Origin of the sequence: Spirillospora albida (genome assembly GCF_000718255.1) — a bacterium.
Classification (GTDB): Bacteria; Actinomycetota; Actinomycetes; order Streptosporangiales; family Streptosporangiaceae; genus Spirillospora; species Spirillospora albida.
The window spans coordinates 224,434-246,822 of sequence record NZ_JOFJ01000014.1 but is presented as its reverse complement, the minus strand read 5'-3'; the positions used below and the strand labels follow the sequence as shown (position 1 = coordinate 246,822).

Here is a 22,389-nt window from a genome sequence, read left to right as displayed (position 1 = left end):
CAGAAATGAGCAACCCGTTCGAAGACCCCGACGGCACCTACGTCGTCCTCGTCAACGACGAGAACCAGCACTCGCTGTGGCCGTCGTTCGCCGAGGTCCCCGCCGGCTGGACGGTCGCCAAGGCCGAGGACACCCGCCAGGCGTGCCTCGACTACATCGAGGCGAACTGGACGGACATGCGGCCGAAGAGCCTGATCGAGGCGATGGGTGCCTGAGGGCGACTGGGCGCCGCCCCCGGCGGGTCCCGGTCCCGGGGAGGTCATGGAGGTCCCGTCGGTCACCGAGTGGGCGATGGAGATGCTGGACGTCGCGGACCTGCGTCCCTCGCCGCTGCCCGGCGTCGAGATGACGTTCACCCTCGCGGGGGTGCCCTCCGCCGACGTCAGCCGCGCCCTCTACGCCGCCGTCGGCGCCCCCGTCTGCTGGACCGACCGCTTCACCTGGACGCACGGCGACTGGCGGGCCTGGGTGGAGCGGCCCGAGCTGAGCACGTGGATCGCGATGGCGGAGGGCACGATCGCGGGGTTCTTCGAGCTGGAGGCCCAGCCCGGCGGCGACACCGAGATCCACCTCGTCGGCCTCACCCCCGCGTTCGTCGGCCGCGGCTACGGCGGCTACCTCGTCGAGCAGTGCGTGCGGCGGGCGTGGCAGCGCGGCGAGCTGTGGGCGACCGGCAGCGGTCCCGCCACCCGCGTCTGGCTGCGCACCAGCACCCTCGACCATCCGAGCGCGATGGCGAACTACCGGCGCCGCGGCTTCAAGGTCGCGGCGGAGACCACCGGGCCGAAACGCGTCCCCGACCCCCGGCTCGCCCCCTGGCCGCTGCCGCACGACCCCCGCGTGGCGCGCCGCCCCGCGGAGGAAGAGGAGTTGATCTCATGACCTGGTTCCGCTGCGCGGAGAACCGCCCGTTCGCTTCGCTGCGGCTGTTCTGCTTCCCGCACGCGGGCGGCTCCGCCGTGTTCTACCGGTCGTGGGCGAAGGAGATCAGCCCGGCCGTCGAGGTGCACGCCGTCCAGTACCCGGGCCGCGCCGACCGGATGGCGGACGCGTTCGTCACCGACCCGCACCAGCTCGCCCGGCTGATCGCCGGCGCGATGGCGCCGCTGATGGACCGGCCCGCCGCGCTGTTCGGGCACAGCATGGGCGCCGTCCTCGCCTACGAGGTCGCGCGGCTGCTGCAGGAGCGGGGGAGCGCGCCGCTGCACGTGTTCGCGTCCGGCGCCCGCCCCCCGCACGACCGGGGGAACGACCGCGTCTCGGACAAGGACGACGACGGCGTCGTCGCCGAGATGGTGAAGCTCGGCGGCACCGACGCGGAGGCCCTCCGGGACCCGGAGCTCCGGGAGCTGGTCCTGCCGTACGTCCGCAACGACTTCGCGCTGATCGAGGGGTACGCGTTCCGGCCGGGCACGCGGCTCACCGCCCCACTCACCACGATCATCGGCGACAGCGACTCCCACGTCACCGAGGAGCAGGCCCGGGGCTGGGCGGAGCACACCGAGGGCCGGTTCGCCCTGAAGGTCCTCCCGGGCGGCCACTTCTACCTGAACGACCGGCAGCGGGACGTCGTCTCCGAGGTCCAGCGGACCCTGGAGGTCCCCGCCGCCGGCTGAGCCCGGACGGGCCGTCCCCACGGGATCCGGATGGGGACGGCCCGCCGGCGCGGGGGATCGATCAGTAGACGCTCAGGCCGTAGCGGGAGAGCACCTCGGTGACGGGCTGGAAGAACGTCGTCCCGCCCGTGGTGCAGTTGCCGCTGCCGCCCGAGGTCAGCCCGAGCGCGGTGGATCCGGCGAACAGCGAGCCGCCGCTGTCGCCGGGCTGGGCGCACACGGTGGTGCGGATCAGCCCGCTCACGGAGCCCTCGGCGTAGTTCACCGTCTGGTTGAGCGCGGTGACCCGGCCGCTGCGCAGGCCGGTGGTGCTGCCGCTGCGGTACACGGTCTGCCCGACGGTGGCGTTCCCGGCGGCGGTGATGTCGCGGGTGCCGGAGCCGTAGAGGCTGACGGCGCCGCGAGTGTCGGCGGGCGTCGAGGTGTACCGCACGACCCCGTAGTCGTTGCCGGGGAAGCTGCTGGCGTAGGTCCGGCCGAGGGTGCGCCCGGAGCTGTCCGTCCACGTCGTGCCGATGTTGGTGCAGTGCCCGGCGGTGACGAAGTAGTACGTGCTGCCGCTGCGGACGTTGAAGCCCAGGGAGCAGCGCGAGCCGCCGGTGCGGATGGCCTCGCCGCCGAGGGTGAAGGTGCGGAAGGCCCCGGCGACCTTCTCGGTGCGGACGGCGGCGCCGTGCTTGGCGGCGGCCGCCCTGACCTTCCCGAGCCGGGAGCCCTTGACCGTGCCGTCCATGGTGAGCACCACCTGGTTGGCGGCCGGGTCCACGGCCCACGCGGTGCCGGGCACGGTCGCGTCGCGCTTGAGCGCCGCCATGACCTTCTGCAGGTCGGCGCCGCTGCGCGCGACGGTCTTCGGCACGGCGCCCGCGGCGCGGACGGCCTGCGCGGCCTGTGCGGTGGTGACCGTGACGACCAGCCTGCCGTCCTGCAGGTAGGCGCCGGCGGTCCGGGAGCCGAGCCGCTGCGCGAGGGCGGTCGCGGCCTCGCCGGCCGCCGCCGGGGCGGCGGCCACCGGCGCCGTGGGAGCGGCGGGAGCGGCGGGAGCGGTGGCGAGGGTGGCGGCCGTCAGGGCGGCGGTGGCCGTGGTGACGGTGACGGCGATGCGTCTGCGGCGGTTCTGCACGTCTGCCTCCAGCGGGGGGTCTGGCGCACCCTGGTGGTGCGCCGGAGGTGAACGCCATGGTGTAAGACCGGCAAGTCGGGCGAAAGACACATAAGGTGCCTAATTCCGGGCGGCCTCGTTGTCACCCGGGGGCATGGCCCGTGGTCAAGCCGGGAGTCACGGTGGGCCTCCCCGGCGCGCCGTTCCGCACGTACAGTCGGGATCAGGCGGGGGGCCGGTTAGACGACGCGGACCCTCCGCCCCCGGCGCCCGCCCGGGAGTGGCCATGGGCGTCGAGATCCATGTGGAAGGGCTCAGGAAGTCGTTCGGGCGGCAGGTCATCTGGGAGGACGTGTCGTTCACGATCCCGGCGGGCGAGATCTCCGCGCTGCTCGGGCCGTCCGGGACCGGCAAGTCCGTGTTCCTCAAGAACCTCGTCGGCCTCCTGCGCCCCGACCGGGGCCACATCTACGTGGGGGGCGGCGACGTCCCGCGCCTCCGGGAGAGCGACCTCTACGAGATGCGCCGCAAGTTCGGCGTCCTCTTCCAGGACGGCGCCCTCTTCGGCTCCATGAACGTCTACGACAACATCGCGTTCCCACTTCGCGAGCACACCAGGAAGGGCGAGTCGGAGATCCGCCGCATCGTCCTGGAGAAGATGGAGATGGTCGGCCTCACCGGCGCGGAGGAGAAGCTCCCCGGTGAGATCTCGGGAGGGATGAAGAAGCGCGCGGGCCTGGCGCGCGCGCTCGTCCTCGACCCGGAGGTCATCCTCGCGGACGAGCCCGACTCGGGCCTGGACCCCGTCCGCACGTCCTACCTCAACCAGCTGTTCGTGGACGTGAACGCCGAGCTGGGCGCGACGTTCCTCATCGTCACCCACGACATCGGCACCGCCCGCGTCCTGCCTGACAACCTGGGCCTGCTGTTCCGGCGGAGCCTGGTCATGTTCGGTCCGCGCGAGATGGTCCTGTCCAGTACGCATCCGGCCGTCAGCCAGTTCTTCAACGCCCGCCGCCAGGGCCCGATCGGCATGGCGGAGGAGAAGGACCTCGCCGAGATGGAGAACGAGGGCCCGCCCGTCACCACGATGCCGGCCCCGATCCCGCCGCAGCTCATGCCGAGCGACGGCAGCGTCCGCCCGGCGATGCGCCGCCCCGGCGAATGGCTCCGCGCCCACCGCGTCAAGCCGCCGCCCGGCTCGTTCATCGACGACCAGGGCCGCAACTGGCTGACCGAGTGGGACTCCCTGACGGCCGGCCGACAGCGCCCCCGGTGAAGGCGGCACCGAACTGATATTGAAATAGGTTCTAGTTCGCCTCTAGGGTGGTCGAGGAGGCGATGCCCGTGATCCAGGACCGGTTCAGCATCGAAGGACGGGTGGCGATCGTCACCGGCGCGGGGCGCGGCATCGGGGCGGCGTCGGCCGTCGCCCTCGCCCAGGCCGGCGCCGACGTCGTCATCTCGGCGCGTACGCAAGAGCAGCTCCGCAAGGTCGCGGCGGAGATCGAGGCAGCCGGGCGGCGCGCCCTGATCGTGCCCGCCGACCTGTCCGAGCCCGAGGCGGCCGCCGGCCTCGCGGACCGCGCCGCCGCGGAGTTCGGCCGGATCGACATCGTCGTGAACAACATGGGCGGGACGATTCCGAACGCGTTCCTCGACACCACGCCCGAATATCTTGAGAACGCGTTCCAGTTCAATGTCAGCACCGCCCACGCGCTGACCCGCGCCGCCGTTCCGCACATGCTGGAGACCGGCGGAAGCGTCGTGAACATCTCGTCCGTCATGGGACGCGTCGTCGGCCGCGGCTACCTCGCCTACGGCACCGCGAAGGCCGCCCTGGAGCACTACACGCGCCTGGCGTCCCTCGACCTGGCGCCCCGCGTCCGCATCAACGCGATCGGGGTCGGCTCCGTCGCGACCTCGGCGCTCGACTTCGTGCTCACCGACGAGGCGACCCGGACGGAGATGGAGACGAAGACGCCCCTGGGCCGCATCGGCGACCCCGAGGACGTCGCCGCCGCCGTCCTCTACCTGGCCTCCCCGGCCGCCGCCTACGTGACGGGCTCCGTCCTGCGCGTCGACGGCGGCCTCGACACCCCGAACCTCGATCTCCGCCTGGAGGACCTTTGACCTACCGCGTCGTGCAATGGAGCACGGGCAACGTCGGCCGGAACGCGATCGCCGGAATCGACGCCCGGCCCGACCTGGAGCTCGTCGGCGTCTGGGTGTCGAACCCCGCGAAGGTCGGCAGGGACGCGGGGGAGCTCGCGGGCCTCGGCCGCGAGCTCGGCGTCGCCGCGTCCGGCGACGCCGACGAGGTCCTCGCGCTGCGGCCGGACTGCGTCGTCTACACCGCGATGGCGGACGTCCGGATCACCGAGGCGCTCGACGACCTGTGCCGCATCCTGCGCTCCGGCGCGAACGTCGTGTCGAGCAGTCCCGTCTTCCTCCAGTTCCCGGATGGCGTCGTCCCGCCCGAGATGTCGGACCCGGTGCGCGAGGCCGCGCGCGAGGGCGGTGCGTCGATCTTCGTGAACGGCATCGACCCCGGCTTCGCCAACGACACGCTGCCGCTCGCCCTCACCGGCATCAGCGAGCGCGTCGACCAGGTCCGCTGCCTGGAGATCATGAACTACGACACCTACGACCAGGGCACCGTCCTGTTCGACATCATGGGTTTCGGCCGCCCGCTGGACGAGACGCCGATGCTGCTGACGCCGGGCGTCCTCACCATGGCGTGGGGGAGCGTCGTCCGGCAGATCGCCGCCGGGCTCGGCGTCGAGCTGGACGAGGTCACCGAGTGGTACACCCGCCTGCCCGCCCCGGAGTCGTTCGACGTCTCGTCCGGGACGATCGAGAAGGGCACGGCCGCCGCGCTCCGGTTCGAGGTGCGCGGCGTCCGCGACGGCGAGAGCGTCATCGTCCTGGAGCACGTCACCCGGCTCCGCGACGACCTGGCGCCCGACTGGCCGCAGCCCACCGGTCAGGGCGGCTACCGCGTCGAGGTCCGCGGCGAACCGAACTACACCCTCGACCTGCAGATGGTCGGCGCCGACGGCGACCACAACACCGCCGGCCTGAAGTCGACCGCGATGCGGCTGGTCAACGCCATCCCCGCCGTGGTGGAGGCCGAGCCCGGCCTGGTGACCGCGCTCGACCTCCCGCTCATCGCGGGCCGGGGGCTCGTCGGCCGGGGAGGGCGTTGAGGACCGGGACGAGCTGCTCCTCCTCGTAGTCGAGGTGGGCCTCCAGTTCGGCGATGAGCCGGTCGATCTCGCCGAGGAGTGACGCGGGATCGCCGTCCTTGATCGTGGCCTGGAGTTCGGTGAGGAGCCGCTCGACCGTCTCGTGCTCGGCGTAAAGACGGTTGAGGGGCTCCGCCAGCTCGGGATGCTCCCGTTCCAGGTGCGGGAACATCCCCTGGCCCTCCATGGTGTGGTGGTGCCCGAGGCCCTGGCAGAACGCGAGGCAGTTGACGCGCAGCTGCGCGGTGATGCCGGGTCCCGAGGCGGCGACCTCGGCGCGGACGATGGCGAGCTCCCGCCGGAACACCTCGTGGATCGCCTTCAGCGTGTCCCCCATGCCGCCGGGGTACTCGGGCGGCCCGGGGTCGGCCGCCGCCAGCGCCACCACGGGCAGGACGCGGCCCGACCTTTCCTCGTACTCCGCCCAGCCGGGGTCGGCCTCGGCGGCGCGGGCGAACACGCGGTCGCGCTCGTCCCCGCTCAGGACCGTCGCCGCGGCCTGGTAGGCGAACGGGCCGGTCTCGACGGTGGCGCGGGGGTTCGCGACGAGGTTGTGGTACCAGGCGGGGTGCTTCGGCGACCCGCCCGCGGACGCGATGACCAGGACGCGCCCGCCCTCGTCCGGCAGGTACCCGAGCGGTGTGGTGTGCGGCTTCCCGGAGCGGGCCCCGGTGGTGGTGAGCAGGAGCAGCCGCCCGCCCTCGAACATGCCGCCGACACGGCCGCCGTTCGCGCGGAACTCCTCGATGATCTGCTGATCGAACTCGTTCGGCACTCTTTCCCTTTCCCCTTGGAAGAAACGACGTGAAGGAGAAAGGGGAAGGGCGGGCCTCTGGCCCGCCGGGGCGTCAAACCCCGGCCGGGAACCCCACTCGTGCGTGGCCCAAGGCCGACCCGGCAGTCACGAGAGTGATCCTAGGCGATGCGTCAGGGGATCACACCCCTTCGCGGTGGGCGATCGCGGCGGCCTGGGTGCGGCTGGTGGCGTTCAGCTTCGCGAGGATGTTGGAGATGTGGACGCTCGCCGTCTTGGGGGAGATGAAGAGCGTCGCGGCGATCTCCTTGTTGCCCAGGCCGTCCGCCACGAGCTTCAGCACCTCGCGTTCGCGGGCGGTCAGCGACGACAGGGCGCCCGGTGCGGCGGCGGCGCGGCGGGACGTGTCCAGGCGGGCCCGGCCGCCGAGGTCGCGCAGGGCCTTGAGCAGGGGAGCGGCGCCGAGGCGCTCGGCGGTCGCGACGGCGGCGCGCCAGGCGGTCGCGGCGCCCTCGCGATCGCCGGTCTCGGCGAGGGCCTCGGCCAGGCGCCAGCGCGAGCGCGCCACCTCGTAGACGAAACCGCCGTCCGGATCCCCGTAGGTGAACAGCTCGGCGGCACTCCGCCACAGGTCCGGGTCGTGGACGCCGGACAGGCGGGCGTGCTCGGCCTCGACGCGGGCGAGCCAGGCCCGCCCCTCCAGGCCCAGCCAGGCGAGCGGGTGGCCGGTGGCCGTCGTGGTCGCGGCCCTCCGGGCGCGGGCCAGCAGATCGGCGCCGGCGTCGGCGGGCCCGCCCATCTCGTTCAGCGCCCACAGTCCCGTGGCGGCGACGCGGATGACCGGGGTCTCGCGGGCGTACGGGCTCTCCAGGACGGACCGCACATGCTCCCAGGCGGCGGCCGGGTCGCCGTTCCACAGGGCGTGCTCCGCCGCCAGGCCGCGGGCCACGTAGCGCAGGAACATGTCGTCGGTCCAGAGCGGCGCCAGGCGGTCGAGGCGCTCATCGACCGATGCCGCGCCGCGCGCCACGTCGAGGAACAGCGCGTACGCCGACACCTGGCCCTCGGCGGGCCGGGCGGCGCGCAGCGGGAAGCCGCGGGCGAGGCGGCCCGCCTCCGCCCAGTTCCCGGCCGTGTAGTGGACGAGGTACTGCAGGCTCCGCAGCATGATGCCGAACGCCGCCCAGTCGAGGCCGTGCTCCCGGGCGTACGCGACGCCCTCATCGGCCGCGCGGGCGGCGCCGGGGAGGTCGCCGCGGTCCAGCCGGACGCGGGCGTACTGGAACGCGGCGCGCAGCGCCGTCGGCTGGTTGTCGTGCCGGACGGCGAGGTCGCGGGCCCGCGCGAACATCTCCGGGACGCCGCTGTCGGCCTCGTGCCATTCGCGGTGGACGCCCAGGGTGACGAGCAGGCTCGCCTCCGCCTCGGGGGCGCCGGCCGCGCGGGCCGCCTCGATCGCCCGTTCGGCGAGTCCGGGCATCTCCGCGTCCGGGTCCCGGAAGAGGAGCATGCGCGCGTAGGTGGCGAGGGCGGCGGCGCGCTCGGGGGTGGGCGGGTCGGCGGGCAGCATCGCGACGGCCTCGCGGGCGGTGGCGTGCGCCTCGTCGTCCCGGTCGAGCTCGCCGAGCATCTCCGCCATCCGCTCCCGGATGCGCGTGCCGAGCCGCAGGTCGGCGGGGTCGGCCACCGACCGCAGGCGGCGGAGCAGGGACAGCGCGCGGCGCGGCTCGCCCGCGCGGTCGGCCGCCCGGACCGCGTCCAGCGACAGCCGCATCCGGTCGGTCCCGGCGGCGGCCTCCGGGCCGGGGACGGCGTCCCACAGCTCGAGGGCGCGGTCGAAGTGCTCGTACGCCTCGGCGGGGGCGCCGAGCCGCTCCGCCTCCCGCCCGGCCCGGACGGACGCGGCGAACGCGCCGGGCAGGTCGTGCGCGGCGAGGCTGTGGTGGGCCAGTTCGGCGGCGGTGCCGCGCCGCCCGTCCGGCATGGCGGCGAGCAGCCGGGCGAACGCGGCGTGCAGCCGGGTCCGCTCGCCCGGCAGCAGGTCGGCGTGCACGGCCTCGCGCAGCAGCGCGTGCCGGAACGTGTACCCGGTGCCGGACGGGACGAGCACCTGGTGGGAGACGACCTCGCGGAGCGCCTCCCCGACGGCGTCCTCGTCGAGCCCGGCGACGCGGCGGACGAGTTCGTCGTCGACGCGGCGCCCGGCGACGGCGGCGACCCGGACGACGCGCTGCGCGCCGTCCGACAGCCGCTCGACCCGCGACAGCAGCAGGTCGGCGAGACCGGCGGGCAGTGCCTCGCCCGTGCGCTCGGCGCTGAACAGCTCGGCGGCGTAGAACGCGTTGCCCTCCGAGCGCCGGTGGATCCGTTCCGCGACGTCCGGGGTCACCGGCCCGGACGCGAGGGATCCGAGGTATTCGGCGGTCTCGCCGGGCCCGAACGGCCGCAGCTCGACGCCGGTGACGTCCGGCAGCCGGAGCAGCTCCGCCACGACCGGCCGCAGCGGGTGCCGCCGGTGCAGGTCGTCGGCCCGGTACGTGCCCACCAGCAGGACGCGTTCGCGCTGCAGCACCCGGCTCAGGAACGTCAGCAGGTTCCGGGTGGACCGGTCGGCCCAGTGCAGGTCCTCCAGGACGAGCAGGACGGGCCTTTCCCGCCCGAGCTCGCCGAGCAGGCCCAGCACCGCCCCGAACAGCTGCTGCTGCCCCAGCTCGGACGCCCCGCCCGGCCCTCCGTCGCCGTCCGGCAGCAGCCGCCGCAGCACGGGGCGCGCGTCCAGCGCGGCGCGCACGTCCGCCGCGGCCGGCCCGTCCGCCCCGGCCGCGCTCCACAGCGCGTCGGCGAGCGGCAGGTACGGCATGCTCTCGCCCAGTTCCGCGCACTGCCCGACGAGGACGGCGCGGCCCCGCTCGGCGGCGCCGCGCGTCAGCGCCGACACCAGATGCGTCTTGCCGACCCCGGCGTCGCCGCTGACCAGCGCCACTCCGGCGGACCCGCCGCCGGCCCGGTCGAGCGCGGCGGTGAGCGCGCCGAGTTCGGCCGTCCTCCCGATCAACACGGGTCGAGTATCGCACCGGTGCCGCCCGGTGGGACGACGCCGAAGGGCCCCGGGTCCGTGTGGGCGGATCCGGGGCCCTTCGGCGGATGCGGGGAGGTCAGCCGGCCATGGCGGGCACCCGCTCCTCCTCCACCGCGATCTCCGGCTCGGGCTCGGGCTCGGGAACCGGAAGGATCCTGTGGTAGGCGCGGATCGTCTCGGCGGCGATCCGGGCCCACGAGTAGCGGGACCGGGCCCGGTCGGCGGCGGCGATGGAGTAGCCGTGCAGCGTGGTCTCCTCCGCCAGCAGGCGCCGGACGGCGCGGCCGATCTCGACCGGCCGCCGGGCCGGCACGTGCAGCCCGGTGATGTGGTCGAGGACCTCGTCGGCGTGCCCGCCGGCCGGGGTGGCGACGACCGGGACGCCGCAGGCCATCGCCTCCAGCGGGACCGCCGGGGAGGGCTGGTGCGGGGTGATGCACAGCGCGAGGTCCGCGGTGCGCAGCAGCTTGGGCAGCGTCTTGTGCGGCAGCCGGCCGAGGAAGATCACCCGGTCGCCGACGTGCATCTCCTTGGCGACCAGCCGGAGCCGGTGGACGACGGGGTCGTTCTCGAGGTCCTCGCGGGACGGGCCGCCCGCGACGGTGAGCTCGGCGCCCGGCACGTGCACGAGGGCGCGGACGGCGGTCTCGACGTCCGCGGACTCGAGGTCGTCGCAGACCATCACGAGGCGGGCCCGGTCACCGCGCGGCATGGCGGGGCCGGTCGGGGCGAAGTGATCGCCGTCCACCGCGTAGGGGACCACGGTCACGGCCGGGCGGGGCACGCCCATCCGCACGACGGTGCCGGCCTCCTCGGCGTGCCCGGCGATCACGAGGTCGCTGCCCCGTCCGATGGCCTTCTCCAGCCGGTCGCGGTGCGGGTGGACGGTCCGTCCGGCGCGCCGGTCGTCGACGCCGACGCCGTGATAGCTCTGCGCGAACGGGATGTCCATCTCGCGGGCGACGGCGCAGGCGGCGATGCCGGCGAGCCAGCCGTGGGCGTGCACGACATCGGGCCGTCCGGCGCCGCTCCAGCGGCGGCGGAGCCCATCGGCGAAGTCGCGGATGTGTCCGAGGACGTCGTCGTCGGCGAGCGGCCGGGCGGGGCCGGCGTCGATGTGGACGAGGGCCGCGCCGGGGCCGATCCGCACCCGCGGGCGGGCGGACGGGTCCTGGCGGCGTGCGTACACCGTGACGCGGTGGCCGTCGTCGCTGTCGGTGCGCGGTCGCGCGAGCGACCGGGCGAGTTCCCGGACGTGGATGGACTGCAGGTGTTCGCCGTCGAGGTCGGAGGCGGACACGAGCGCGATGTCGAGCGGGCGGTGCATGGCGAGATCCTCCGGGACTACACACAGGGAAGCCTGGAGGTATCTGCGTCGTAGACACCTGCTCGGGGAGATCTATTTCCGGCATGCGTCTCCGCCAAACCTCGCAATTCGGAATCAGTCGCGCCGCTCCGCCGCACGGACGACCGGCAGGACGATCGCCGAGGGCCGCGCCGGATCGTGGAAGACCTCCTGGGAGGCGGTCAGCGTCCGGGTCGCGGTGCCGATCGGCTCACCGGTCCCGGGGTTGCGGGCGACCCGCGGGTACGCGCCGCTGGCCACCTGCACGCGGATCCGGTGCCCGGCGCGGAACCGGTGCCCGCAGGGCCACAGTTCGACCGCGACGTGCCGGACCCCGTCCGGCCCCTCGTCGGTGCCGCCCGGGACGAGCCGCCGCATCCCCTCGCACAGGTTGAGGGACTCGCCGTCGGGCGCCACGTCGCAGAGCCGCACCACGAAGTCGGTGTGCTCCCGGTCGGACCGGACGTGCAGGTCGGCCGAGACGGGCCCGATGACCTCCACGTCCTCGGTGAGGACATCGGAGGTGTAGACGAGGACGTCGCGCCGCCGCTCCAGGCGCCGCTGGTCCGTGGACGGGCGGGTGTCGCCCAGCAGCGTCGGCCCGCCGAGGAAGGGCGTCGGATGCTCCGGGTCGTACCGGTACCGGTCGGGCGGGGACTCGGGCGGGGCGTCCGGCCGCAGCCCGCCGCCCGGCGCCAGGTGCCAGCGCTCCTCCGCCATCCCCGGCACCGGCCAGTCGGGGTAGTCGCGCCATTCGCCCGCGCCCGTGACGAACAGCCGGACGGGCTGCTCCCGGAGCCCGGACGGGTCGTCCAGCAGGTGGGCGCGGAACCAGGTGACGGCCTCGCCGACGGAGTCGCGCATCATCCGCTGGTCGGCGTGGGTCCACGGGCCGATCGTCAGGTGGGGGCGGTGCCCGGCGGCCCGCAGCGCCGCGTAGTCCTTCATCTGCCAGGGCAGGAAGATGTCGTACCAGCCGCCCGTCATGTTCACCGGCGCCGACACCCGCGACACGGTGGGGCTGAAGTCGCGCTTGTCCCAGAACGGGGTGTCGGGGCCGTGCACGAGGAGGTCCTGGAAGAACCGCTGCTGCGCGCCGGTCGCGACCTGGTCGAGCTCGGAGAGCGGACGCCCCGACAGCGCGGCCCGCCGGGCCCGCCGCGGCGACAGGATCCCCGTCGTCACTCCCGACAGGGGGCCCTTCATCCGGGAGGTGAGATCGACCCAGATCAGCGTCGACTCCAGCGCGAACGTCCCTCCGACGTTGATCGCGTCCCGGAAGCTGGACGCCGTGACCTGCATCGACAGGGCCCTCAGTTCCGGTCCCGCCTCCGCCGCCACCGCCCACTGGACGTAGCCGAGGTAGCTCGGGCCGTGCATGGCGAACGTCCCGCCGAACCACGGCTGCTCCTTCAGCCACGCGATCGTGGCGAGGCCGTCCTCGCGCTCGTCCAGCGCCTCGAACACGCCGCCGGACCCGAAGCCGCCCCGGACGCTCTGCACCACCGCCTGGAACCCGTGCGACGCGAACGCCTGCCCGCACATCAGCCCGAACGGCCCGCGCCGCCCGTAGGGCGACCGGACGAGCACGGTGGGCGGCCGCTCCAGCCCCACCGGGCGGTACCGGTCGGCGAGCAGGACGACGCCGTCGGCGGCCGGGACGGCGAGGTCGCGCTCGACCGCCACCCGGTGGGGACCGTTCCGCAGTCCCAGCGCCGTGACCCCCAGCCGGCGCATCCTTCCCGCAGACACCATCACGTCGATCGTATCCGGGGGTGCTCCTCTGCCCGCGACGTGTCCCGGCCCCGCCGCGCGTTCATTACGATCGGGACGGTTCAGAGAAACGCAATGAGGGCGTCAAGGCGAGTCGAGGAGGTCACGTGCGGGAATCGCGCGGGCGAGGGGTGCGTCGTGCATGACCTGAACTGGCAGCGGATCATCGCCGCCGCGGTCGTGATGGTCGTCGCGCTGGGGATCGCGGTCGTGCTGCGGACGCTGACGGGCCGGCTGCTGCGCCGCGCCGGGGTCACCAGCTGGGCCTGGGACGACCTCGCGGCCCGCCTCGTCCGGGACCTGGCGGTGCCGGTCGCGCTGATCGGCGGCGCCTGGATCGCGGCGAACATCCTGCACCTGCGGCCCGGCACGCTCGACGTCACCGCGAAGGTGCTGACCGCCGGGACGATCCTCGTGGTGTCCCTCGCCATGGCCCGGCTGATCGCCGGCGCCGTCGCCTCCATCACCCTCGCCCGGCAGGGCGTCGCCGCCAATGTGACGATCTTCGCGAACATCACGCGGGTGGTCGTGCTCGGCATCGGCGTCCTCGTGATGCTGCAGAGCATCGGCGTGTCGATCACCCCGGTGCTCGGCGCCCTCGGCGTCGCGGGCCTCGCGGTCGCGCTCGCCCTCCAGGACACCCTCGCGAACCTGTTCGCGGGCGTGCACGTCCTGGCGTCCAAGACGATCGAGCCCGGCGACTACATCAAGCTGGCCACCGGGCAAGAGGGCTATGTCGTCGACATCAACTGGCGGAACACCTCGATCCGGACGCTGTCCGACAACATCGAGGTCGTCCCGAACCAGCGCTTCTCCGACACGATACTGACGAACTACCACCGGCCCGCGCAGGACATGGGCCTGCTCCTGCAGGCGAAGGCGCCCTACGACGCCGACCTGGACGAGATCGAGAAGATCGCCGTCGGTGTCGGCGAGTCGGTGATGGCCGACGTGCAGGGCGGCGTCGAGGACGCGGAGGTCCTCGTCCGGTTCCACACCTTCGGCGACGCCTCGATCGGCTTCACCGTCATCCTGCGGACCACCGAGTTCGGCGACCAGTTCCGCATCAAGCACGAGTTCGTGAAGCGCCTCCACCGCGCGTTCCGCGAAGCGGGCGTCGAGACCCCCTACCCCCGCGCCCGCATCACGCTGGACGAGCCCGCCGCCTAGCCCTGCGCCTCCCCATCAGGCCAGTCCGGCATGTCGTCGGGGCCGAACAGCTGGGGCTCGGTCAGCCTGTCCCCGAGGCTGTTCTTGCCGTACTCCAGGCGCTTCTCCAGCGCGACGAGCGCCCCGTCCTCCGGGAAGGAGTCGAACCGGACGTCGTCCGCCAGCGCCCGCATGATCATCAGGCCGCGGCCGTGCTCGGCCCCGGTCTCGGGCACCGGAACCCGGTCGGCGTCGAAGCCGTGCCCGGAGTCCATCACCTTGATCACGCAGCGCCGGTCCTGGATCGCCGCACGGACGGTGTAGTCGATTCCCTCGGCGGCGTGCTCGATCACGTTCGTGCACGCCTCGGTGAGCACCATCTCGATGTCGCCGCAGATCTGGTCCTCCACCCCCAAGGCGTCGAGCGCCGCGGTCAGGATCCGTCGCGTCACCGGCACGCTGGCCGCGTCGCGCGGAAGCTGAAGGTCCAGATTGATCTCCACATCGGCTCCGTCGTCGGTCCTTTATCCGTCACCGAAAGACTGCCCCCGGAGTGGATATCAAACGCGGGCCCAAGGTCCCGCGTGTCACATGTCCGGGCGGGGGGCGTACTCGTGCACGTACTCCTGCCCCGAGAGCTTGTGGATCGCCTGCATGATCTCGTCGGTGATCTCCCGGGCGACGCGGCCGGGCGGGCCGCCGCGCCCGGAGAACTCCAGGGCCTCGCCGAACCGCAGCGAGATCCGGCCGGGGCGCGGGACGGCCCGGCCGCGCGGCTGGACGCGGTCGGTCCCCTCGATCGCGACCGGCACCACCGGCGCGCCGGTCCGCATCGCGAGCCGCGCCGCGCCCGTCCGGCCCCGGTAGAGCCGCCCGTCCGGCGACCGCGTGCCCTCGGGATGGATCGCGAACACCCCGCCGCGCTCCAGCACGGCCGCCGACGCGTCCAGGGCGTCGAACGCGGCCCGCCCGCCGGACCGGTCGACGGCGATCGCCCCGACGCTGCGGAAGAACGCGGCGGTCGCCCGGCCCCGCCGGCCCGACCCGGTGAAGTACTCCTGCTTGCCGAGGAAGTGCACGCGGCGCGGAACCGTCAGCGGCACCACGAACGAGTCGAGGACGGCCAGGTGGTTCGCCGCGAGGATGACCGGACCCGTCCGCGGGACGTTCTCCAGCCCGCTCACCCGCGGCCGGAACGCGACCCGCAGCAGCGGCCCGAGCACCACGTACTTCGTGAGGGGATAGATCACGCGTTCGGAGTCCATGTCACTCGACGGTAGGGTTCGCGCGCCTCGTCCCGCGCCGGGCGCCCGCACAAGATCGGGCCGAGCGGCTTTGTAGAGGACCGCGCTTGCGCCCGCGCCGCCGGGTCCGCGGCACAGGTCAACCCGCGGCCGCCGCGTTCTGCGCCTCGATCACCTTGCGCGCGGCGGTCACGGCCGGGCCCGACCGTGCCGTCAGCTCCGCGATCCGCCGCCGGTGCCGCCGCCGTTCCCGCCGGGGCAGGACGCACGACAGCTCGCACGCCGCCGCGAGCGCCACCGCCGCCGCGTCGAAGCTGTGCACGTGGGCGACCGGACGGCCGTGCAGCGCCGACGACGCCCGCCCCCACAGCTCCTTCACGACGCGCGGATCGCGGACCTCGACCACGGTGCGGGGGAAGCCGAGGAACCTGCGGCGGTGCAGGCGGATCCACCCCTCGTGCGCGAGCTCGTCCCGGATCCGGGTCGCGAACGCCCGCGCGTCCTTGCGCACCCAGTGCTGCCACGACCGGGGACGGGACGCCCCGATCGCCGCCAGCAGCCCGTACGGGTCGTCGCCGGGAGTGCCCGGCACCGGCCGCCGCCTGCTCTCGGCGAGCCGCCCGTCCAGGTACAGCTCGGTCAGCGCCGCGGCCCGCACCATGCAGCCGAGCTCGGAGCGCGACTTCGTCATGCGCCGCCGCCGCAGGTCGTAGGCCAGCAGGTACATCCGCGCCGGCAGCGCGTCCGGAACTTGGGTCATCATCACTCCCCGTGGTCGCCGTCACGGTCGTTCTCGTCGTCCGGCCGGGCGTCCCTGCGCGGCCGCCCGGGTCCGCGCATCGGCCCGGCCGCCTTCGGCAGCCGCCCCGCCTCGCCGAGGGCGCGTCGCAGCAGGAACTCGATCTGCGCGTTCGTGCTGCGCAGCTCGTCCCCGGCCCACCGCGACAGCGCGTCGTGGACGGCCGGGTCGAGCCGCAGCAGCACCTTCTTGCGTTCCGTCACCGGAACCTCCGAGAATGCCCCGCCCTCAGGACGCGGCAGGAATCGGGTCTTGCGGAGCAGGCCAGGAACGACCTGCCGTCCCACGAAGCACGATCATTCACTCGATGTGATTCAGTGATTTCGCTCCTTTGTTCGATATTCGGCGCTACGATCGCGGTGTGACGTTCATCGAGCCCACGGCGCCGGCCAACGCCCGGCTCACCTACCGGGTGCGCTTGTCGCGCTGCGCGAAGCGGGCGTTGCTGGCCGAGTGGGATCGGTGCCGGTGGGTGTGGAACGAGTGCGTCGCCACCGCCCGCGCCGCTCATCAGCACGGCGAGCAGATCGGTCCAGCCGGGCAAGACCTCCCGGCCAGCCTGGCCGCGAGGCGGCCTGAGCCGAAAATCCCCGCAAAGCCCGTGGAGGGCGGAAACTCCCTCCCACCCGGGCGGGGAGCACTCAATGGTAGAGGGAGCCGGTGTTCACCACCGGCTGGGCATCGCGGTCGGCGCACAGCACGACCAGCAGGTTGCTGACCATGGCGGCCTTGCGCTCCTCGTCCAGTTCCACGACGTTCTGCGCCTCCAGTCGCCCGAGCGCGTCCTGCACCATCCCGACCGCGCCCTCGACGATCCGCTGCCGGGCCGCGACGACGGCGCCGGCCTGCTGCCGCCGGAGCATGGCCTGCGCGATCTCCGGAGCGTACGCGAGGCGGGTGATCCGCGACTCGATGATCCCGACGCCGGCGGACGCGACCCGCAGCGCCAGCTCCTCCGACAGCTGCCGGGTGATCTCGTCGGCGTTGTCGCGCAGCGAGATCCGGTCGGCCGCGTCGTAGGGGTAGCTGCCGGCGATGTGCCGGACTGCGGCCTCGGTCTGGAACGCGACGAACTCCACGAAGTCGTCGACCTCGAACACGGCGCGGGCGGTGTCCTGGACCTGCCACACCACGACCGCCGAGATCTCGATCGGGTTGCCGTCCAGGTCGTTGACCTTCGCGTGGCCCGTCTCGTGGTTGCGGATCCGGGTCGAGACCCGCTTCCGCTCGGTGATCGGGTTGACCCAGCGCAGGCCGTCCTCCCGGACGGTCCCGGCGTACTTGCCGAGCACCTGCAGCACGCGCGCCTCGCCCGGCGCGATCGCGGTCAGTCCGACCATCAGCACCAGCCCGGCCAGTGCGAGCACGGTGCCGGCGGCGGCCCCGGTCCCGATCGCGGCGGTCCCGCCGGCGACGGCGCCGCCGGCGGCCGCTCCGCCCCCGGCGAGGATCAGCAGGAGCGCGAGGCCCAGCATCCCCCAGCCGCTCAGGTTCCGCCCGGCCCGCTCCTCGATCTGCGGTCGCGGCATCTCGATGCCCGGTGTGTCCATGTTCATCGCCAACCTCCGTTGTTATCGTCAGGCTAGCAAAGTGATATCACTTTTCCAATACGACCGGAACGGGCGCCTCGCCGGTATCGTCCGGGATGACCTTCGGGACGGCGCGGAGCGTCACGAGGGCGAACACCGCGACCAGGGCGGCGAAGGCGGCGCTGCCGAGCAGGGCGGCGTGCATCCCGTCCACGAACGCGACCCTGGCGGCGTCCGCGAGCTCCGCGCCGAGCCGGGCCGGGAGCCTCGCGGCGGCCTGGAGGGCGGCGGCCAGGGAGTCGCGGGCGGCGGCCCCGGCCGGGGCGGGCACCCCCGCGGGCACGTCCAGGGAGTCGCGGTACACGGCGGTCAGGATGCTGCCGAGGACCGCCATGCCGAGGGCCCCGCCCAGCTCCGTCGCGGTCTCCGAGATCGCCGACGCGGACCCCGCGCGGTCCTTCGGCACGGTCGCGAGCACGGTGTCGGACGTGACCGTCATCGCGATCCCCATGCCGAGGCCGCCGAGCAGCATCGCCGGGACCATCACCGGGTAGGACGTCCCCAGCCCGACCATCAGGTAGAGCGAGAACGCGCCCGTCGCGACCGCCATGCCGAGCGCGACCGTCCGGGCCCGGCCGAGGGCGCCGATCAGCGGCGCGGCGACCGCGGCGCCGCCGACCATCGCGCCGAGCGCGCCCGGCAGCCCGGCCAGGCCCGCCTTCAGCGGCGACCAGCCGAGCGCCAGCTGGAAGAACAGCGAGAAGATCAGCGACTGCGCGACCAGGGTGAACATCGCGAACATGTTCGTGACGATGGACCCGGTGAACGCGGGCAGCCGGAACAGCCGGACATCGATCAGCGGGTCGGCGACCCTGCCCTGCCGGACGAGGAACGCGGCCAGCGCGAGCACGCCGGCGAGCGCGGCGACCGGCACCCGCGCCTCGTCCACGCCGTGCGCCGCGGCCTCCTTGATCGCGTACACGAGCCCGAGGACGCCGAGGATCGACAGCGGCACGCTCAGCAGGTCGAGCCGTCCGCTGACCCGGCCGTGCGCCTCCGGCAGGATGATCGCGCCAGCGACGAACGCGACCGCCATCAGCGGCACGTTGATCATGAAGACGGAGCCCCACCAGAAGTGGTCGAGCAGCGCGCCCGACAGCACCGGCCCGAGCCCCACCGCGAGCCCGCCGATGCCGGCGAACATCCCGATCGCCGTGGTCCGCTCCTTGGGCTCGGTGAAGACCCGCCGGATCAGCGCGAGCCCGGACGGCATCAGCGTCGCGCCCGCGACGCCGAGCAGGGCGCGCGCCGCGATCAGCAGCTCCGCCGACGGCGCGTACGCGGTCAGCGCGGACGCCCCCGCGAACACGGCCGTGCCGGTCAGCAGCAGCCGCTTGTGCCCGATCCGGTCGCCGATCCCGCCCATGGTGATGAGCAGGCCGGCGAGCGCGAACCCGTAGGCGTCCGCGATCCAGAGGATCTGCGTGGCCGACGGCTCCAGATCGGCGCTGAGATGGGGGACCGCCTGGTTCAGCGCGGTCAGGTCGATGTTGGGAACGAGGGCGAGCAGCGCGCAGACGGCGAAGACGGCCCACTTGCGTCCGGGGGATTCCATGCCCGCAAGCGTGCAGGTGGGCGCTGACCGGTCACTGACGGCCGGCCGGCGGCTCCGTCAGCAGGCGGACGGCCTCGTCCCGGGTGAGCGCGGCGCCCTCCGCGGCCGCCGCCTCGAACGCGTCGGCGCCGAGGGCTCCCCTGACGCGGGACGCGACGCGCTCGCCGTCCGGGTCGCCCGGCACGAGGGCGCCGTGCACCGCCCCGGCCGCGCCGAGCAGCACCGCCGCCCGCGCCGGGTCGCCCTCGGCCAGCGCGACGGCCGCGAGCCCTGCCGCCGCGGTCCCCTCGTGCGAGAAGATCGGATGGTCGAACCCGGCGAGCAGCGCCTCCCGGAACAACTCCCGGGCCCGTCGATGGTCGCCCTCCTCGACCGCGACCCAGCCGAGCCCGACCAGCGCCAGGCATCGGGTCCCCGCGGCGGGGAACCGCTCGGTGGCCGCCCCGGCGAGGGCCTCCGCGTATCCGGAGCGGGCGGCGGCCAGGTCGCCGCGCAGCCGCGCCGCCTGCGCCGCGCCGAAGCGGGCCGCGGCCACCTTGTCGGGCGCCCCCGCCCGCCGCGCCAGCTCGCCGCCGCGCGCGAGATCGGTGCGGGCCGCGTCCAGGTCGCCGTCCCGGAGCCTGATGTCGGCGCGGCGGAACAGCAGGTCGGCGGTGTCCTCCAGCGCGCCGAGCGCCTCGGTCAGGGCGAGCGCCTCGGCCAGGAGCGCGAGGGCCCGCTCGCGGTCGCCGCGCCGGTCCGCGAGATGGGCGAGGATGTCGAGCGTGTTCGCGGTGCCCCACCGGTCGCCCGCCGCCCGGAACCCGGCCAGGGCGTCCGCGCACGCCTGCTCGGCCGCCGCGAAGCCGCCGGAGAACTGGTGCAGGTACGCGTCGCTCATCCGCAGCAGCGCCCGCGACCACGGGTCGTCCGGGATCTGCTTCGGGAAGACGGCGAGCCGGGTGCGCTCGGGCCCGGCGGTGAGGGCCCACTGGACGGTCGTCGCCGGGTACGCGAGGGTGCGGTCGATGCCGTTGAGCAGCGCCTCGGCTCGGTCCAGCCACGCGACCGCCCGGTCGCCGGTGACGCCGCCCGCGATCGCGTTCGTCGCGCACAGGACGTACTCCTCGTCCAGGCCGTCCGGCACGGCGCCGACGGCGTCCAGGAGCTCCGTCGCGAGCGTCGCGCCCTCGACCCGCCCCCGCAGCCACCAGTACCAGGTCAGGTTGGCGATGAGGTGGAGCGCCAGCACGTGGTCGAGCCGGACGCACCGTCGCAGCGCCGCGTGCAGGTTCGCGTGCTCGCCGGCGAGCAGGTCCAGCCACTCCAGCTGCTCCGCGCCCCGCAGATGCGGATCGGCCCGCCGCGCGAGTTCGAGGAAGTACTCCGCGTGGGCGCGCTGGAACCGCTCTCGCTCGCCCGCCTCCTCCAGCCGTTCCGCGCAGAACGCCCGGATCGTGTCGAGCATCCGGAAGCGCCGCCCGTCGGACTGGACGAGCGACTTGTCGGCCAGCCCGAACACGGTCTCCTCATCGGCGCCGCACACGGCGGCGGCGGCCTCGGCGGTGAACCCGCCGGAGAAGACGGTGAGCCGCCGGGCGAGGGCCCGCTCGTCCGCGCCGAGGAGGTCCCAGCTCCACTCGACGACGGCCCGCAGCGTCTGATGGCGCGGCGCCGCCGTCCGCTCTCCGCGCGACAGCAGCCGGAACCGGTCACCGAGCCGCGTCGCGACGTCCTCCGCCGGCAGGGTTCGCAGCCGCGCCGCCGCCAGCTCGATCGCGAGCGGCAGCCCGTCGAGCGCCCCGCAGATCCGCAGGACGTCCGCGACGTTGCCCTCGTCCACCCGGAATCCCGGACGCACCGCCGCCGCCCGGTCGGCGAACAGACGCACCGCCGGATACGCGGGCGCGTCCCGCGCGTCCGCCCCGTCCGGGGGCATCGGGAGGGGCGGCAGGGACAGCAGCGCCTCCCCGGTGATCCCCAGCGCCTCCCGGCTGGTCGCGAGGACCCGCAGCTCGGCGCAGGCCGTCAGCGACCGGTGCGCGACCCGCGCGACCGCGTCCACGACGTGCTCGCAGTTGTCCAGGACGAGCAGGACGCGCCGTCCCGCCAGCGCCGTCAGCAGCCGCTCCAGAACCTCCGCCGGCCCGGCCCCCGGCAGCCGCAGCCCGAGCGCCCCGGCGAGGGCCTTCGGCACCTCGTCCGCGGTGGCCGGCGCGAGATCGACGAAGCAGACCTCCCCGCCGACCCGCCCCGCCGCCTCCACGGCGAGCCGCGTCTTGCCCGCGCCCCCGGGGCCGAGCAGCGTGACGAGCCGTCCCTCGCCGAGCATCTTCCCGACCCGCCGCACCTCCTCGTCCCGCCCGACGAAACTGGTGAGCGGGACGGGCAGCGGGGTCACGACCTCCGCGGGCGCGCCCCGCAGGACCTCCAGATGCGCCTCGGCGAGATCCGCCGAGGGATCGGCCCCCAGCTCGTCCGCGAGCCGTTCCCGCATCTCCGCGAACACGGCCAGAGCCTCCGCCTGCCGGCCCTCCGCGCGCAGGGCCCGCATCGCCAGCGCCGCGGCGCGCTCGCGCAGGGGATGCTCGGCGAGCACCGCCCGCGCCTCCGCCGCGGCCTCGGCGGGCTCCCCGGCGGCCAGCAGCGCGCGGGCCAGCTCCTCCCGGACGCCGACCCGGGCCTCGTCGAGCCGGTCCGCCCTGATCGGCACGTCCGCGAGCGCCGGCCCCCGCCACAGCCCGAGAGCCTCCCGGAAGAGGCCGACGGCCCGCGCCGCCTCGGCGCCGCGCCCCTCCTCGACCAGCCGCTCGAACCGGAACGCGTCGACATCGTCCGGGTCGACGGCCAGCCGGTACCCGGCCGGACGCCCCTCGACCAGCCCCGCGTCCCCGAGGCCCCTGCGCAGCCGCGACACCTGCGCCTGCAGGGCGTTCGCGGCGTTCGCCGGAGGATCGTCCCCGTACACGGCGTCGATGAGCCGCTCGACCGGCACGACGCGCCCGGCGTCGAGCAGCAGCGCGCCGAGCAGGGTCCGCACCCGGGGACCGCCGACCGCGACGGGCGCGCCGCGCCGCCGGACCTCGACGGCCCCGAGAATGCCGAACCACATGACCGGATTCTCGCGCATTCCCCGCTACCGTGGATCATCCGCGCA

19 protein-coding genes are annotated in these 22,389 nt (G+C 74.3%); 7 read left to right on the top strand and 12 right to left on the bottom strand.

The genetic code is table 11. The annotated features are described in order from the left end of the window. Window positions 1–5 precede the first annotated feature (5 nt). Genes IE99_RS0119365 through IE99_RS0119355 form a run of 3 tightly spaced genes read left to right on the top strand, consistent with a single transcriptional unit; the run spans window position 6 to window position 1,616 of the window. Window positions 6–215: an MbtH family protein gene (locus IE99_RS0119365; RefSeq protein WP_030172472.1), complete on the top strand. Its 210-nt coding sequence runs from the start codon at window positions 6–8 to the stop codon at window positions 213–215. A 46-nt stretch (window positions 216–261) separates the two neighbouring features. Next, complete coding sequence (locus tag IE99_RS0119360) at window positions 262–882, top strand: GNAT family N-acetyltransferase (RefSeq protein WP_030172469.1); 621 nt, start codon at window positions 262–264, stop codon at window positions 880–882. Beyond that, window positions 879–1,616, top strand: coding sequence for a thioesterase II family protein (locus IE99_RS0119355; RefSeq protein ID WP_030172466.1), 738 nt, complete (start codon window positions 879–881; stop codon window positions 1,614–1,616). Before IE99_RS0119360 ends, IE99_RS0119355 begins: the two co-directional genes overlap by 4 nt. Before the next feature lie 61 nt (window positions 1,617–1,677). Here IE99_RS0119355 and IE99_RS0119350 read toward each other — a convergent pair whose 3' ends face one another. Beyond that, window positions 1,678–2,739, bottom strand: a complete 1,062-nt coding sequence (locus IE99_RS0119350; RefSeq protein ID WP_051712769.1) for a S1 family peptidase — start codon at window positions 2,737–2,739, stop codon at window positions 1,678–1,680. A 265-nt stretch (window positions 2,740–3,004) separates the two neighbouring features. On the opposite strand from IE99_RS0119350, the gene IE99_RS0119345 reads away from it, so the two are divergent. The 3 genes from IE99_RS0119345 to IE99_RS0119335 all read left to right on the top strand — a co-directional run bounded on the left by IE99_RS0119345 (window position 3,005) and on the right by IE99_RS0119335 (window position 5,927). After that, window positions 3,005–3,997, top strand: a complete 993-nt coding sequence (locus IE99_RS0119345; RefSeq protein WP_030172461.1) for an ABC transporter ATP-binding protein — start codon at window positions 3,005–3,007, stop codon at window positions 3,995–3,997. 62 nt (window positions 3,998–4,059) lie between these two features. Next, window positions 4,060–4,851 (top strand): SDR family oxidoreductase, encoded by a 792-nt coding sequence (locus tag IE99_RS0119340; RefSeq protein ID WP_245623266.1) that lies wholly within the window; start codon window positions 4,060–4,062, stop codon window positions 4,849–4,851. Beyond that, entirely contained in the window at window positions 4,848–5,927 is a 1,080-nt protein-coding gene (locus IE99_RS0119335) for an NAD(P)H-dependent amine dehydrogenase family protein (protein ID WP_030172455.1), read from the top strand. The genes IE99_RS0119340 and IE99_RS0119335 overlap by 4 nt, the downstream gene beginning before the upstream one ends. On the opposite strand, the gene IE99_RS0119330 is transcribed toward IE99_RS0119335, so the two are convergent. The 4 genes from IE99_RS0119330 to IE99_RS0119315 form a co-directional block, all read right to left on the bottom strand. Further along, window positions 5,887–6,741 carry a nitroreductase/quinone reductase family protein gene (locus IE99_RS0119330; protein WP_030172454.1) on the bottom strand — a complete coding sequence of 285 codons (855 nt, stop codon included), beginning with the start codon at window positions 6,739–6,741 and terminating at the stop codon, window positions 5,887–5,889. The genes IE99_RS0119335 and IE99_RS0119330 overlap by 41 nt on opposite strands. Window positions 6,742–6,901: 160 nt before the next feature. Then, a complete protein-coding gene (locus tag IE99_RS33450; RefSeq protein WP_030172451.1) occupies window positions 6,902–9,778 on the bottom strand; it encodes a helix-turn-helix transcriptional regulator in 2,877 nt (958 codons plus the stop codon). Between the two features lie 97 nt (window positions 9,779–9,875). Continuing rightward, entirely contained in the window at window positions 9,876–11,126 is a 1,251-nt protein-coding gene (locus IE99_RS0119320; protein ID WP_030172448.1) for a glycosyltransferase, read from the bottom strand. Between the two features lie 114 nt (window positions 11,127–11,240). Then, window positions 11,241–12,899 (bottom strand): CocE/NonD family hydrolase, encoded by a 1,659-nt coding sequence (locus tag IE99_RS0119315; protein WP_030172446.1) that lies wholly within the window; start codon window positions 12,897–12,899, stop codon window positions 11,241–11,243. A gap of 156 nt (window positions 12,900–13,055) precedes the next feature. On the opposite strand from IE99_RS0119315, the gene IE99_RS0119310 reads away from it, so the two are divergent. Next, entirely contained in the window at window positions 13,056–14,087 is a 1,032-nt protein-coding gene (locus tag IE99_RS0119310; RefSeq protein WP_245623265.1) for a mechanosensitive ion channel family protein, read from the top strand. Here the strand turns inward: IE99_RS0119310 and IE99_RS0119305 are convergent. From IE99_RS0119305 to IE99_RS0119275, 7 genes are all read right to left on the bottom strand, one after another. Continuing rightward, window positions 14,084–14,569 (bottom strand): ATP-binding protein, encoded by a 486-nt coding sequence (locus tag IE99_RS0119305; protein WP_030172440.1) that lies wholly within the window; start codon window positions 14,567–14,569, stop codon window positions 14,084–14,086. The genes IE99_RS0119310 and IE99_RS0119305 overlap by 4 nt on opposite strands. 84 nt (window positions 14,570–14,653) lie before the next feature. Next, complete coding sequence (locus IE99_RS0119300; protein ID WP_211258860.1) at window positions 14,654–15,331, bottom strand: lysophospholipid acyltransferase family protein; 678 nt, start codon at window positions 15,329–15,331, stop codon at window positions 14,654–14,656. A gap of 118 nt (window positions 15,332–15,449) precedes the next feature. After that, on the bottom strand, window positions 15,450–16,070 hold the full coding sequence (locus IE99_RS0119295; RefSeq protein WP_030172434.1) for a GOLPH3/VPS74 family protein: 621 nt from the start codon (window positions 16,068–16,070) through the stop codon (window positions 15,450–15,452). Between the two features lie 2 nt (window positions 16,071–16,072). Further along, complete coding sequence (locus tag IE99_RS0119290; protein ID WP_030172430.1) at window positions 16,073–16,312, bottom strand: type II toxin-antitoxin system antitoxin; 240 nt, start codon at window positions 16,310–16,312, stop codon at window positions 16,073–16,075. A gap of 438 nt (window positions 16,313–16,750) precedes the next feature. Beyond that, the gene (locus IE99_RS0119285; protein ID WP_030172428.1) at window positions 16,751–17,665 is read right to left on the bottom strand and encodes an SPFH domain-containing protein; all 915 of its coding nucleotides are present in this window, start codon (window positions 17,663–17,665) and stop codon (window positions 16,751–16,753) included. 40 nt (window positions 17,666–17,705) lie between these two features. After that, entirely contained in the window at window positions 17,706–19,253 is a 1,548-nt protein-coding gene (locus IE99_RS0119280; protein ID WP_030172425.1) for an MFS transporter, read from the bottom strand. A 31-nt stretch (window positions 19,254–19,284) separates the two neighbouring features. Beyond that, window positions 19,285–22,362 carry an ATP-binding protein gene (locus IE99_RS0119275; protein WP_030172423.1) on the bottom strand — a complete coding sequence of 1,026 codons (3,078 nt, stop codon included), beginning with the start codon at window positions 22,360–22,362 and terminating at the stop codon, window positions 19,285–19,287. Window positions 22,363–22,389: the final 27 nt, after the last annotated feature.

Coding starts and splice junctions, on each gene's coding strand:
- IE99_RS0119365 (WP_030172472.1), top strand. CDS start 6: ATGAGCAACCCGTTCGAAGACCCCGACGGCACCTACGTCGTCCTCGTC.
- IE99_RS0119360 (WP_030172469.1), top strand. CDS start 262: ATGGAGGTCCCGTCGGTCACCGAGTGGGCGATGGAGATGCTGGACGTC.
- IE99_RS0119355 (WP_030172466.1), top strand. CDS start 879: ATGACCTGGTTCCGCTGCGCGGAGAACCGCCCGTTCGCTTCGCTGCGG.
- IE99_RS0119345 (WP_030172461.1), top strand. CDS start 3,005: ATGGGCGTCGAGATCCATGTGGAAGGGCTCAGGAAGTCGTTCGGGCGG.
- IE99_RS0119340 (WP_245623266.1), top strand. CDS start 4,060: ATGCCCGTGATCCAGGACCGGTTCAGCATCGAAGGACGGGTGGCGATC.
- IE99_RS0119320 (WP_030172448.1), bottom strand. CDS start 11,126: ATGCACCGCCCGCTCGACATCGCGCTCGTGTCCGCCTCCGACCTCGAC.
- IE99_RS0119315 (WP_030172446.1), bottom strand. CDS start 12,899: ATGGTGTCTGCGGGAAGGATGCGCCGGCTGGGGGTCACGGCGCTGGGA.
- IE99_RS0119300 (WP_211258860.1), bottom strand. CDS start 15,331: ATGGACTCCGAACGCGTGATCTATCCCCTCACGAAGTACGTGGTGCTC.
- IE99_RS0119295 (WP_030172434.1), bottom strand. CDS start 16,070: ATGACCCAAGTTCCGGACGCGCTGCCGGCGCGGATGTACCTGCTGGCC.
- IE99_RS0119285 (WP_030172428.1), bottom strand. CDS start 17,665: ATGAACATGGACACACCGGGCATCGAGATGCCGCGACCGCAGATCGAG.
- IE99_RS0119280 (WP_030172425.1), bottom strand. CDS start 19,253: ATGGAATCCCCCGGACGCAAGTGGGCCGTCTTCGCCGTCTGCGCGCTG.
- IE99_RS0119275 (WP_030172423.1), bottom strand. CDS start 22,362: ATGCGCGAGAATCCGGTCATGTGGTTCGGCATTCTCGGGGCCGTCGAG.